General features: G+C 66.9%; 14 protein-coding genes. 7 read left to right on the forward strand and 7 right to left on the reverse strand.

What is annotated here, in order from left to right; all coding sequences use genetic code 11:
- The first annotated feature begins 19 nt into the window (after positions 1–19).
- Positions 20–589: a TetR/AcrR family transcriptional regulator gene (locus ACIRRA_RS21285; protein WP_402770592.1), complete on the forward strand. Its 570-nt coding sequence runs from the start codon at positions 20–22 to the stop codon at positions 587–589.
- Between the two features lie 10 nt (positions 590–599).
- Here the strand turns inward: ACIRRA_RS21285 and ACIRRA_RS21290 are convergent, their stop codons facing one another.
- From ACIRRA_RS21290 to infC, 4 genes are all read right to left on the reverse strand, one after another.
- Complete coding sequence (locus ACIRRA_RS21290) at positions 600–1,397, reverse strand: TrmH family RNA methyltransferase (RefSeq protein WP_402770595.1); 798 nt, start codon at positions 1,395–1,397, stop codon at positions 600–602.
- 37 nt (positions 1,398–1,434) lie between these two features.
- On the reverse strand, positions 1,435–1,815 hold the full coding sequence (rplT, locus tag ACIRRA_RS21295) for a 50S ribosomal protein L20 (RefSeq protein ID WP_040807291.1): 381 nt from the start codon (positions 1,813–1,815) through the stop codon (positions 1,435–1,437).
- A 118-nt stretch (positions 1,816–1,933) separates the two neighbouring features.
- Positions 1,934–2,128, reverse strand: coding sequence for a 50S ribosomal protein L35 (gene rpmI, locus ACIRRA_RS21300; protein ID WP_357002895.1), 195 nt, complete (start codon positions 2,126–2,128; stop codon positions 1,934–1,936).
- 57 nt (positions 2,129–2,185) lie between these two features.
- A complete protein-coding gene (infC, locus tag ACIRRA_RS21305) occupies positions 2,186–2,872 on the reverse strand; it encodes a translation initiation factor IF-3 (protein ID WP_402770869.1) in 687 nt (228 codons plus the stop codon).
- Between the two features lie 329 nt (positions 2,873–3,201).
- Here infC and ACIRRA_RS21310 point away from each other — a divergent pair, with 329 nt between their 5' ends.
- Positions 3,202–3,570, forward strand: coding sequence for a DUF1844 domain-containing protein (locus ACIRRA_RS21310; protein WP_357003083.1), 369 nt, complete (start codon positions 3,202–3,204; stop codon positions 3,568–3,570).
- Between the two features lie 190 nt (positions 3,571–3,760).
- Here the strand turns inward: ACIRRA_RS21310 and ACIRRA_RS21315 are convergent, their stop codons facing one another.
- Both ACIRRA_RS21315 and ACIRRA_RS21320 read right to left on the reverse strand, forming a co-directional pair.
- Positions 3,761–4,375: a TetR/AcrR family transcriptional regulator gene (locus tag ACIRRA_RS21315; protein ID WP_402770598.1), complete on the reverse strand. Its 615-nt coding sequence runs from the start codon at positions 4,373–4,375 to the stop codon at positions 3,761–3,763.
- A gap of 6 nt (positions 4,376–4,381) precedes the next feature.
- Complete coding sequence (locus ACIRRA_RS21320; RefSeq protein WP_402770601.1) at positions 4,382–5,218, reverse strand: class I SAM-dependent methyltransferase; 837 nt, start codon at positions 5,216–5,218, stop codon at positions 4,382–4,384.
- Between the two features lie 126 nt (positions 5,219–5,344).
- Between ACIRRA_RS21320 and ACIRRA_RS21325 the strand changes: the two genes are divergently transcribed.
- From ACIRRA_RS21325 to ACIRRA_RS21345, 5 genes are all read left to right on the forward strand, one after another.
- Positions 5,345–6,046, forward strand: coding sequence for an alpha/beta fold hydrolase (locus ACIRRA_RS21325; RefSeq protein WP_402770603.1), 702 nt, complete (start codon positions 5,345–5,347; stop codon positions 6,044–6,046).
- A gap of 311 nt (positions 6,047–6,357) precedes the next feature.
- Positions 6,358–7,182 carry an LppX_LprAFG lipoprotein gene (locus tag ACIRRA_RS21330; RefSeq protein ID WP_402770606.1) on the forward strand — a complete coding sequence of 275 codons (825 nt, stop codon included), beginning with the start codon at positions 6,358–6,360 and terminating at the stop codon, positions 7,180–7,182.
- Positions 7,183–7,585: 403 nt separating this feature from the next.
- A complete protein-coding gene (locus ACIRRA_RS21335; RefSeq protein ID WP_402770872.1) occupies positions 7,586–8,995 on the forward strand; it encodes a fatty acid desaturase in 1,410 nt (469 codons plus the stop codon).
- 194 nt (positions 8,996–9,189) lie between these two features.
- On the forward strand, positions 9,190–10,299 hold the full coding sequence (locus ACIRRA_RS21340) for a type III polyketide synthase (protein WP_402770874.1): 1,110 nt from the start codon (positions 9,190–9,192) through the stop codon (positions 10,297–10,299).
- A 37-nt stretch (positions 10,300–10,336) separates the two neighbouring features.
- Positions 10,337–12,259 carry an ATP-binding cassette domain-containing protein gene (locus ACIRRA_RS21345; protein ID WP_402770609.1) on the forward strand — a complete coding sequence of 641 codons (1,923 nt, stop codon included), beginning with the start codon at positions 10,337–10,339 and terminating at the stop codon, positions 12,257–12,259.
- Positions 12,260–12,313: 54 nt separating this feature from the next.
- Here ACIRRA_RS21345 and ACIRRA_RS21350 read toward each other — a convergent pair whose 3' ends face one another.
- The gene (locus tag ACIRRA_RS21350; protein WP_402770611.1) at positions 12,314–12,799 is read right to left on the reverse strand and encodes a RidA family protein; all 486 of its coding nucleotides are present in this window, start codon (positions 12,797–12,799) and stop codon (positions 12,314–12,316) included.
- Between the last annotated feature and the right edge of the window lie 24 nt (positions 12,800–12,823).

Consider the following 12,823-nt stretch of genomic DNA (forward strand, 5'->3'; position numbering starts at 1 on the left):
ACGAGGAGGCTCGACAGGCATGACCAGGACCCGGATGACGGCCGGCGAACGCAGCGAAGAGGTACTCGGGGCGGCCATCTCCGCCTTCGCCGAATCCGGTTACGCGGGAACCAAAACCGACGAGATCGCCCGCCGCGCCGGAGTCTCGCAGCCGTATGTCATCCGCCTGTTCGGCACCAAGCAGCAGCTGTTCCTGGCCGTCCTGGAACGCGTCTGCGACCGTATCGAAGAGCTGTTCCGTGCCGGGGCCGCACAGGCCCCCGACGACGCCACGCCCAAGGATCGCCTGGACGCCATGGGCGAGCGCTTCGGAGACTTCTTACTGGAAGGTGATCTGCCGCGGGTCTTCCTGCAGGGCATCGCCGCGGCCGCGGACCCGGCCATCGGGGACGCCATTCGCACCCGATTCGGCAATATCTACGCGCTGGCCCGCGAGACCACCGGCGCGTCGGTCGGCGAGGTGCGCCGATTCGTGGCCACCGGCATGCTGCTCACGAATATGACCGCCATGCAGGTCACCGGACCCGATCCCATCCCCGCGTCCTGGGCCGAGGAGCTCACCGACAATCTCGGCGAGGAAGGGATCTGAGACGTCCGGCTCACTTCGGGTGCTGGACCCGCGCGCTCGCGTAGAGGCAAATCGCCGCCGCGGCAGCGAGATTCAGGCTTTCGGCGCGGCCGTGGATGGGAATGCGGATCCGGTGGGTGGCGCGGGCGGCGATGGCCTTGTCCAGGCCGTGGGCCTCGTTGCCGAACAGCCAGGCGACCGGGCCGCGCAGGATCTCGTCGGCATCGTCCAGATCGACCTCACCCTTGGCGGTGGTCGCCAGCACGGCGATCCCCGCGCGCTCCAGCGCATCCAGGGTGGCGTCGATGTCACGGGAGCGGGCGACCGGAACGTGGAAAAGGCTACCGGCACAGGCGCGTACACATTTTCCATTGTGCGGATCGACCGAATCACCGGCCAGCACAACACCATCCGCGCCGACGGCGTCGGCCACCCGGATCAGGGTGCCGGCATTGCCGGGGTCCGCGATCTCGACCGGGACGGCCAGCATGCGCGGCGACCCGTCGATGATCTCCGGCAGCGGCACATCCACCTGGCGGCACACCGCGATCAGGCCGGGCGGAGTCACGGTCTCCCCCAGCATCTCCGCGGCGCGATCACTGACCAGCGTGGTCCGCACCCGTTGCGCGGCAGCGCCGGCCACCAGCTCGTGTTCGCGTTCGGCGGCCTTGGAGGAGTAGAACAGCTCCTCGATCCGCCCGGTGTCCAGTGCGGCCTCCACCGAATTCGCGCCCTCGGCCAGGAACAGGCCGGTCTTGCGGCGCACCGGCGCGCGATGGAGCTTGACCGCAGAAACGACCCGCGGGTTGTGCTCGGAGAGCACGTCCACGGGTCGTTTCGAGTGTTGCGTCGTCACGCAGGCCGAATCAGGCGGCCGGGGCGTTGACGTCGGCGGGCAGCGCGGCCTTGGCGGCGGCCACCAGCTGGGCGAACGCCTCGGCGTCGGACACCGCGAGCTCGGCCAGGATCTTGCGGTCCACCTCGATGCCGGCGGCCTTCAGGCCCTGCATGAAGCGGTTGTAGGTCATGTCGTTCAGACGCGCGGCGGCGTTGATACGAGTGATCCACAGCTGACGGAAGTCACCCTTCCGCGCCCGGCGGTCCCGGTAGGCGTAGGTGAGCGAGTGCAGCTGCTGTTCCTTGGCCTTGCGGTACAGGCGCGACCGCTGGCCACGGTAGCCCTTGGAGGCCTCGAGAACGGAACGGCGCTTCTTCTGAGCGTTGACGGCCCTTTTGACGCGTGCCACTTGTCAGTCCTTGATCGAATAAGGGGCGCTGGGTCTTTCGCGTGGACCCGGTGAGTGCGCCCGAGGTTGGTCGTTGATGCGTTCCGCGAACGGATCGCGAGCGGCTGGCTCAGCCGAATTACTTGGCGAGCAGCTTCTTGACGCGAGCGGCGTCCGCCTTCGCGACGACCTCCACGCCGTCCAGACGACGAGTCCGGGTGGACGGCTTGTGCTCGAGCAGGTGGCGACGGTTCGCCTGCTGACGCAGCAGCTTGCCGCTGCCCGACACCTTGAATCGCTTCGAGGCGCCGCTGTGGCTCTTCATCTTCGGCATGGATTCCTCAATCTGTCGTGCCGGAGGCGCGCGTCAGCGCGCCACCGGAGCTTCTCATTACTGCTGCGGGGTGGCCGGTTCGGCAGCCGGAGCTGCGGTCTCGGCCGGGGCCGGAGCCGGGGTCTCGGCCTGGACCGTGCCGCCCTGGGCCGCGGACTGCTGGGCCTTCACCCGCGTCTTCGCACCCTTGTGGGGCGCGAGGACCATGGTCATGTTCCGGCCGTCCTGCTTGGCCGAAGTTTCGACGAAACCGAGGTCAGCGACGTCGGCGGCCAGTCGCTGCAAGAGCCGGAAGCCGAGTTCCGGACGCGACTGCTCGCGACCACGGAACATGATGGTGACCTTGACCTTCGACCCGGCCTCGAGGAAGCGCATCACGTGGCCGCGCTTGGTGGCGTAGTCGTGGTCATCGATCTTCGGCCGGAGCTTCTGCTCCTTGATCACGGTCTGAACCTGGTTCTTCCGGGACTCACGCGCCTTCTGCGCGGTCTCGTACTTGAACTTGCCGTAGTCCATGATCTTGCACACCGGCGGGCGTGCATCCGGCGCGACCTCGACCAGGTCGAGGTCAGCTTCCTGAGCGACGCGTAGTGCATCTTCAACACGCACGATCCCAACCTGCTCGCCACCCGGTCCGATGAGTCGGACCTCGGGAACGCGGATGCGATCGTTGATGCGGGTCTCAGTGCTGATGGGGCCTCCTAGGTCAAGCGGTTCGTCAACGACCGCAAGCAATAACTGCAACCCCAATTCCAACACGAAAGCCCCGTGCTGGTATTTCACCACCACGGGGCCCGAGTCGACCGATCCTCGACGCAAACAGCTCGCGTCGCACCGCACGCAGGAAAAACCCACACGCAGAACCCATCAAGCAAATGATGGGCGACCGGACCGCCTGATCTGACCGGAAAGGCCGATCGACGGTGGGAGTCGGGCTCCACTTGATGCCCCGAGTCGGTTGCAGGAACCAGTCCGGGACGGTCGTCGCGGAAGAGTCTAACACTCATAGCGGTGAGCTCCGAATCGGCGGCCCCGCGACCAGCACCGACCCGCACGATGGGATGCTCTACCGCATGAGCGAGGCAATCACGAGCGACGAATCGGCCCTCATCGACGGCGAGGTGGTCCGCGAACTGGCCGAGATCCCGGCCGTCGAGGTCATCAGCCGCGCCGCCGTCATGCTGATGAGCTCCGCCGCCGAGAAGCTCGGCCTCGGCGAAGCCGATCCTGCCACCAGCCCTCACCTCGACCTCGACGAGGCCCGCCGCGTCATCACCGCCCTCGCCGGCCTGATCACCGCCTCCGTCGAATACCTCGGCCCGCACGCCGGCCCCCTCCGCGAAGGCCTCCAATCCCTCCAGCGCGCCTTCCGCGAATCCTCCGCCTACCCCGACGCCCCCGGCGCCGGCCCGGGCGAGAAGTACACCGGCCCGGTGTACTGAAATCAACCGCTCGGCCGATTTCGGGGCCGATCCACCCCCGCCCGCTCATCGGCCTGCGGCCGTAGGTCGAGAACCTGCGCCGACCGCGCCCCAGCGGGGGAAATCGCAATCGCCGTATCGGTGGGGACGAGATCCGTTGCCGGGCACGGCTGTTCCAGTGAGCAAGGTCGAGACTGTGCGGCCGAGTGTCTCAGGGGTGGGGTGCGATTCCGGCGAGGAGGGTCGCGACTACGACGTCCACGTCGACTTCGGCGGGCCGGGTGCCGGGGAGCATTGCGGTGAGGACGGTGTCGTGACAGATGCCGACGAGGAGGGCGGTTGCGGCGGTGGTATCGGCGTCCGAAGCGAGGCGGGACAGGTCACGTTCGGCGCGGAGGTAGCGGGCCAGTAGTTCGCGCCAATCATCATTGTGGGCTTTGGATTCGACGTAGCGGGCCAGTACGGCCGGACTGGACAGCAGGCCGGTGAAGACCGGGAGAACTGCGCGGTGCAGGGTGAGGCCGGCGCGCAGGTACAGCGCGAGGTTCTCCTGGACGGTCGCGGTACCGGGGGTGGGCAGGGGGCCCAGGTCGGCGTGGGCGGCGGCGACGTGGGCGCCGACGGCCGCGGCCAGCAGGGCGTCCTTGTCGGGGAAGTGGTTGTAGAGGACGCCGTCGGCGACACCGGCCGCGCGGGCGATGGCGCGGACGGTGAGGCCGGCCGCACCCTGGCCGGCGAGGAGGCGCTGGGCGGTGGTGACGAGGTGATCGCGGAGGTTGCGGTCGTCGTCGGCGCCGCGCAGCACCGCCGCCTTTCTCGGGGACATGGGTTCTTACGGTAGCGGGCGGGTCGCGGTGACCAGGTAGGCCGCATTGCGGAGTCGGACGCCGCCGGGGGTGACGAAGGGGGTCAGGGCGGTCGAGACGGCCGTGCGGACTGCGCCGTCGGTGGTGAAACCGGACAGCGAGCGGTGGTAGCGCAGCGGGCCCCAGTCGATGATGAAGTCGGTGGCGTCGTCCAGGTCGCGACCCCAGAGACCCTCGGCCTCACGGTGTTCGACGTCGATGTCGCGGAAACCGGTGGCGGTCAACAGATCCCGAATGGCTTGGGGGTCGGCCAGCGGACCATGGGTGTGCGTGATCTCGAAGTCGGCGAGATGCTGTGCGGCCGCACCGAATACGACCCCGAGGTCGGTGCCGGGCATGGGCGGCATGGTGGCGAAGGCGAGGCGACCGCCGGGGCGCAGGGCGCGGGCGATATTGGCGAAGGCGGCCACCGGGTCGGCGAAGAACATGATGCCGAAGCGGCTCAGGGCAGCGTCGAAAGCGCTGTCGGGGAAGGGGAATACCTGGGCGTCGCCTTGTTCGAAGGTGACGTTGTGGACAGCCTCTGCGGTGGCGAGGGTGCGAGCCCGGGCGAGCATCGGGCCGGAGAGGTCGATGCCGGTGGCGGATCCGGCACCGGTGCGGCGGGCGGCGGCGCGGGTCAATTGGCCGTTGCCGCAACCGATGTCGAGAACCTGATCACCGGTGGATACGCGGGCGGCGGTCAGCAGGGGCTCGTTGAAGCCGTGATTCACCGCGTCGTAGCGGTCGTGGTTGCCGGCCCAGTGTTCGCCCTCGTAGCCGTTCCAGGCGTCAGACTGGGCAGTATTGACAATTTCGGTCATGACAGGCTCCTAAATGAACGATGGTTCATGAACGTACGTTCATAATGCGCCCCGCTCCCCACCCGGGTCAAGAGCCCCGGGAGACATGGGGTTTCGGCTGTCGGTGGGCTGTGCAATCCTCAGGACATGGCACGGATACTGCTGGTTCCCGGCTTCTGGCTGGGCGCATGGGCGTGGGAGGAAGTGGCCGGGCAGTTGCGGTCACTCGGGGACGAGGTCGAGGCACTGACCCTGCCGGGTCTGGATCCGGCAGATCCGCAGCGGTTGTCGGCAACCCTGGAGACACAGGCGCGCGCCATCGTCGCGGCCGGCCGCGAGGGCGATGTGCTGGTGGCCCATTCGGGCGCCGGTGCGGTCGCGTACATGGCGACAAATCAAGCGCCGGAACTGTTTTCGCGCGTCATCTACGCCGACAGCGCGCCCATGCCCGAGGGGTTCGTCCTCAACCCGGCCCTCGGGGACGCGGCGGAGTTTCCGCTACCGGACACCTGGGCCGAGGTGGAGGCCATGGGGAACAGCCTGGCCGGATTGGACGAGGCGATGCTGGCCCGCTTCCGGGAGCGGGCGGTGCCGGTCCCGGCCGGCGTGGCGGGGCACCCGGTAACGCTCGGCGATTCGGCTGCGCGACTGAAGGTTCCGACCACCGTGATCTGCTGCAGTTTCCCCTCGGAGCTGGTCCAGCAGCTACGCGACGCCGGGGAGCCGCCGCTGTTCCGGGAGCTGCGGAACATCGACGCGGAGTACGTGGACCTGCCGACCGGGCACTGGCCGATGTGGTCGAAACCGGAGGAACTCGCCGAGTTGATCCATGAGACGGCACAGCACTGATTCCACTGAAATTTCAACGACCAGTTGGCTAATACCCAGCGACAGAATTGCGCGCAAATAGTCGGTCGCTCGGCTTGCTGCCAGCTCAGCGAAGCCGTTAACACTCGCCACCACGTGGGAAATAGTGGGTTGCGGGGCAATCGCCTGCGCGGCTGGATGATCTAAAGCTTTGGCGTCACGCGGGTGGTGCTGGTTGGATGCCGGAGTATCGCCTCGTTCGACGCGGACGCGGGCGAAGTCCTGCATACTACGACGGGCAGCGGCAAGGCTGTCCTCACATCGAGATCGAACGGAATCTTCGGGGGTTGTACATGAATGAACTGATGTCCCAAGGCGAACGTGGACGCCGCATCCGGCGCAGCGTCCTTCCGATCATGATCGCCGCCGCCGCGACCGCCGCGCTGGTGTCGGGCTGCTCCTCGTCCTCCAGCTCGGACAGCAAGGCCACCACCTCGCAGGCGGCCCCACCGTCGCAGCTGCCCGACGGCGCGCAGATCGTCGCCGAATCCGCCAAGACCACCCAGACCCTGCAGTCGGTGCACGTGGTCATGGATGTCCAGAACCTTCCCACCCTCCCCGTCGAGAGCCTCGAGGCCGACGTCACCAACCAGCCGCAGGGCCAGGGCCAGGCCATCGGTCAGGCCAAGGTCAAGGTCAAGCCGGACGCCGACTTCACCGACACCAAGTTCATGGTCGTCGACAAGACCCTCTACACCGGCGACGGCAGCAAGTACTCCCCGGTCGGCCCCGCCGAGAAGATCTACGATCCGGGCGTTCTCCTGGACAAGGACAAGGGCCTCGCCAATGTCATTGCGCAGGTGAAGAACGCGAAGGCCGAGGGCCGCGAGAAGATCGACGGCGTCGACACCGTGAAGGTGAGCGGCACCATCGACGCCTCGGTGTTCGACCCGGTCGTGCCGCAGATCGGCAAGGACGGCGGCACCTTCCCCATCACCCTGTACATCAAGGACGTCGCTCCGCCGAGCGGCGCCGGCACCACGCTGCCGTCCACGGCCGCCTCGCCGGGCACCGGCCCCAACCTGGTGCGCGCCGTGGTGACCAAGGACTCGGGCACCGTCACGGTTACCCTGTCCAACTGGGCGAAGCCGGTCCACGTCACCAAGCCCGGCAGCTGATCGCGCGCATCCCTGTCATGTGAGTTCGGAGCCGGTTCGGGGAAAAAGCAACGGCGGCAACGGCTGTCGTCTGCCCACCCCGGACCGGCTTTCGCATTTCGGCACGCAGTCCGAAATGCCATTGCCTATAACGAATTCCGGCCCGCCCCGCGAGCTGGTTAGTCTGCAGCTATCTCGGCTGCACGCTTAAGAGATTGTTCAGTGAAATGCAAGGCGCGGCAGCGACGATTTCGTCAGAAAGTTCAAACGTCGTGCCTGCGTGTGGAGGGATGCTATGACGATCGAACGACCAGAGGCCGAGGCGACGATCGAACGACCAGAGGCCGAGGCGACGATCGAACGCCCGGAAGCCGAGGCGACGATCGAACGCCAGGAACCCGAAGGGGAGTTCCGCCGGCCCCCGATGGACGGCCCACCGCCGGTATCGAATGTCTGGGTCTACGACGGCAAAGCCTACGACCTCAGCGACTGGATTTCCAAGCATCCGGGCGGCGAGTTCTTCATCGGCCGGACCAAGAATCGCGACATCACCTCGATCGTCGGTTCGTACCACAAGAATCCGGAGGCCATCGGCCGCATCCTGAAGAAGTACGCACTGGATCGCGACGCCCTGCCCGAGGACATCCACCCCAAGGCCAACGCGCCCGCCTTCCTCTTCAACGAGGGCTTCGACAGCTGGCGCGACACCCCGAAGTTCACCTTCGACAACAAGGACGACCTGCTCCACCAGGTGAAGGCCCGGCTCAAGGAACCCGAGCTGGCCGCCCGCATCCGGCGCATGGACACCTACTTCAACATCGTGGTGGCCACGCTGGCCGTGCTGTACTTCGCGGTGCAGGGCCTGCGGTTGTTCGAGCGCAGCTGGATGCCGCTGCCGGTGTTCGTGATCGCCATGGTGCTGCTGCGCAGCTCGCTGGCCGGCTTCGGGCACTACGCCATCCACCGCGCTCAGAAGGGCATGAACAAGATCTACACGAATGCCTTCGACTTCAATTACGTCGCACTGGCTTTCGTGACCGCGGACGGCCACGCCCTGCTGCACCACCCGCACACCCAGAGTGAAGTCGACATCAAGAAGAACGTCTTCACCATGATGATGCGGGTCCCGCGGCTGTACCGGGTGCCGATCCACACCCTGCACAAGTTCGGTCACACCATCACCGGCATGACCATCCGCCTGCTCGACGTCTGCCGCCTCACCCGCAAGGTGGGCATCAAGGACATGTACGGCACCTGGGGCGGCGCGCTGCCGCACTTCATCGGTTCCTTCGGCGTGCGCTTCCTGCTGCTGGGCGAGCTGATCGTGTTCACCGTGATGGGGGACTTCTGGGCCTGGGCACTGCAATTCGTGATCACGCTGTGGATCTCCACCTTCCTGGTCGTGGCCAGCCACGACTTCGAACTGGAGACCGAGGAGATCGAGTCGAACTCCGAGGACTGGGGCGTCAACCAGATCGAGCAGGCCTACGACCTCAAGGTGGTCGGCAACCGCTACGTCGACTGCTTCCTGTCCGCGGGCCTGAGTTCGCACCGGGTGCATCACGTCCTGCCCTACCAGCGCAGTGGTTTCGCGAACATCGCGACCGAGGACGTGCTGCGCGAGGAGTCCGCGAAGTTCGGGGTGGAGTGGCTGCCGGCCAAGAGTTTCTTCACCGACCGCTTCCCCAAGCAGATCCGCACCTACATTCTCGCGCCGTCCGACGACGCGGTGGAGCGCAAGTGGGGGTTCGTCAAGGAGCACTTCTCACCACTTGCTCTGAAGACCTGCGCCGTCTACACGGTTCAGGGCTTCACCGGAATCGGAACCGTCTGAACCGATTCCACTACCGCGGTGCGTTCGCGCATGCACCGGCCGCACCGCGGGTCGTCATATCGAAACGAGGGGAGAATTTCGTGTCAATCACCATCGATGAAGAGGGCGCCCGCCCCTCGACGGCGGCGACCCGGCTCGCGGGGGGCGAGCCCGGCTCGGGCTTCCTACACCGCGAAGGCTTCGCACCCGCCCCGCTGCGGCCCACCCCGCCGACCACCGTCGGCGTGATCGAATCCATCGCGACCGGTTCGCCGGACCAGATCTTCTCGCAGGCCGACGCCGCCGCCCAGGTCGCCGGACTGTTCACCGATCCGGTGCAGCAGGCCCGGATTCCGCGGATCTACCAGAAGACCCGGATCACCACCCGCCACCTCGCGGTCGACCCGATCGACCCCGAATTCCTGTCCTACAGCAAGGAAGTCGGCACCATCCGGGACCGCATGAACACCTTCTACGAGCACGCGGTGCCGCTGGCCGTGGAGGTGGCCGGGCGCGCCACCGCGCATCTGGAGGACCGGGCGTCGGAGATCGGCATGCTGGTCTTCGCCACCAGCACCGGCTTCATCGCGCCCGGCGTGGACGTGGCCGTGGTCAAGCAGCTGGGCCTGTCCCCCGCCGTCAACCGCGTCATCGTGAACTTCATGGGTTGCGCCGCGGCCATGAACTCGGTGCGCGCCGCGGTGGACTACGTCAGGGCGCACCCGGACAAGAAAGCGCTGGTCATCTGCATCGAACTGAGCTCGGTGAACGCCGTGTTCGACGACAATATCAACGATGTCATCATCCACAGCCTCTTCGGAGACGGATGCGGCGCGGTGGTGGTCGGGGCCAGCCAGCCGCAGCAGCCGCTGCCGGCCGGCGCGGTGGTCATCCGCGACAGCTTCAGCTACCTGTTCGACGACGCGGAGGACGGAATCGTCCTGGGCGTCAACGACAATGGCATCACCTGCGAGCTGTCGGAGAACCTGCCGCAGTACATTCTGCGCGGCGTGGACCCGGTGGTGACCGGCGTGCTGGCGCGCAATGGCATGACCAAGTCCGACATCGACCTGTGGGCGATCCACCCGGGTGGCCCGAAGATCATCGAGGAGTCCGTGCGCTCGCTCGGACTCGGCTCCGAGCAGGCGGCGACCAGCTGGGACGTCCTCGCCGAGTACGGCAACATGCTCAGCGTCTCGCTGATCTTCGTGCTCGAGCAGATGATCGCGCAGCAGGCCACGCAGCCGATATCGACCGGGGTGGCGTTCTCGTTCGCACCCGGCGTCACCCTCGAGGGTGTCGTCTTCGACATCATCCGCCCCTGATCCGGGCATCAGTTTCCGTCCAGAGAGCCCAGCAGCCATGCAACTCATCAGATTCCTCATCTCCATCTCGTGGATGCGGATCGCCGGCGTCATCGCCTCCGGTCTGGTCTGCGGTGCGGCCAATACCTACCTGGTGACATTGATTCGGGGAGTGGTGTCACCGGAACCGCATCCGGGCGTCACGGTGCAGGCGTTCGTCGCGACCGCGCTGATCATCCTGGTCAGCGGCGTGATCTCGCAGGTGCTGCTGATCCGGCTCGCGCAGGAGGCCATCTACCGCCTGCGCGCGGACCTGAGCGCTCGCATCGTGTCCGCGCCGCTCGAACACCTCGAGCGGCTCGGGCAGCACCGCCTCATCGCGACCCTGACCGAGGATGTGCGGTCACTGTCGCAGGCGGTCACCGCCATTCCGAGCATCTGCATCGACCTGGCGACCATCATCGGCTGCTTCGTGTTCCTCGCGATCGTGTCCGGCCCGATCTTCGCTACCACCGTCGCGGGTACCCTGCTCGGAATCGCCTGTGTCGAAACGGTTCTCAAGAAGGTGCGGCACCTGTACCAGGCCGCCCGCGAGAACGAGGACGGCCTGCTGCGGTCCTTCCAGGAGGTGTCGCTGGGCATCAAGGAGCTCAAGCTGCACCGCGGGCGGCGGCGCGACTTCATGGATCGGCAACTGCTCGGCTCCGCCGAGAAACTGCGGGTACAGAACGTCGACGCCGGCTCCAAGTTCACCTTCGCCCAGGGTTTCGGCCAGCTGCTGCAGCTGGGCACCATGGCCCTGATCCTGTTCGGCCTGGCGCGCGCCCTGGACCTGCCGCAGAACGTCATGGTCGGCTACGTCCTGGTCACCACGTTCCTCTCGATGCCCATGCAGAACTTCATGCACCGCATTCCCGACCTGCTGCGCGGTGACGTGGCACTGGCCAAGATTCGCTCGCTGAATCTGTCCATCCAGACCGCGCACGACGAATCCACGCTGCCCTACACCGAGCGTCCTGCCGCCACCGCAGCGCGGCTGGAACTCAACGACGTCAGCTACAACTACCTGACCGAAGCGCCGTCGGCCTTCCCGCCCGTGCCGGGTGGTCCGCCGCCCGGCACCGGAGCGCACCCGGGTGGCGGTGCGCGGCCGCACCCCGGCGGCGGCGGACGACCCGGCGCACCCGGTGCGCCCATGGGCGGACGGCCCGGACCGCATCCGGGTGGCCGGCCCGGCGGCCCGCCGCCCGGCCACGGCCCGCGCGGCACCGATCGGCCGGATGTCAATGGCCACCGTTTCGTCGACCACGGCGGCCACCCCGTCCCGATGGGCGCGCCCATGGCGCCGCCCCAGGCCGACGGGTCCGGCTTCCACCTCGGACCGCTCGACCTGACCTTCTCACCCGGTCAGATCAGCTTCATCGTGGGCGGCAACGGCAGCGGCAAGTCGACGCTGGCCAAACTGATCACGGGCCTGTACGTCCCGCAGCACGGCCATCTGTCGCTCAATGGCGAGACGATCGACCACGAGAACATCGAGTGGTTCCGGCAGAACTCGTCGGCGGTCTTCACCGACTTCCACCTGTTCGAGGACTACCTGGGCTTCGACGAAGGCGTCGACGAGGAGGTCCGCAAGTACCTGAAGGAACTCCAGATCGACCACAAGGTCACCGTGGAGAACGGCCGGCTGTCCACCATCGCGCTCTCCCAGGGGCAGCGAAAGCGCCTGGCGCTCTTGACCGCCCTGCTCGAGGATCGCCCGATCTACATGTTCGACGAGTGGGCCGCGGACCAGGAACCGAAGTTCCGCGACGTCTTCTACCGGGAAATCCTGGTGAAGCTCAAGGAACGCGGCAAGACCGTCATCGTGATCACCCACGACGACCGCTACTTCGACTGCGCCGACCAGATCGTGAAACTCGACTTCGGCCACATCGCCGAGGTCAAGGAACTCAGCCCGCCGCTCGCGGCCGCCGAGTAGGCACGAAATACGAAGGCCCCGCACCGATTCCGGTGCGGGGCCTGTTGTCTGCGCTCAGCAGTCGATCTCCACTTCGGCCGCGACGGTGACGCAATAGCCGAGGGGCAGGGTGGTCATGCCGACAGCTGTGCGTGCGTGCCGGCCGATCTCCGGGCCGAACACGTCGAGAACCACGTCGGAAAAGCCATTGATGACGGTCGTCGTGCCCGCGAAGCCGTGATCGGCGTTCACCATGCCATTGACCATGAGCCACGCCGAGATCCGGTCCAGATCACCGAGTTCGACCTCCAGGGCCGCGATCATGGCGAGGGCCGCGCCCCGCGCGGATTCGGCTGCCGCGGCAGGCGATACGACGCTCGGCACCTTGCCGAACGGACCGGCCGGACGCCCGTCGTCGGTGAGCGCACCGTGCCCCGACACCAGAACCCGCCGCCCCGAAACCCGGACCCACGCAAACGGAACATTCAGAGCGGGCGGCGGCTTCACGACCGGAGGCAGCCGGATCCCCAACACCGCCAACCGTTCCGCGACAGCTCCCATGACCATCCCTTCCGATCCCGAATG

It is taken from the genome of Nocardia sp. NPDC101769 (genome assembly GCF_044766925.1).
GTDB lineage: Bacteria > Actinomycetota > Actinomycetes > Mycobacteriales > Mycobacteriaceae > Nocardia.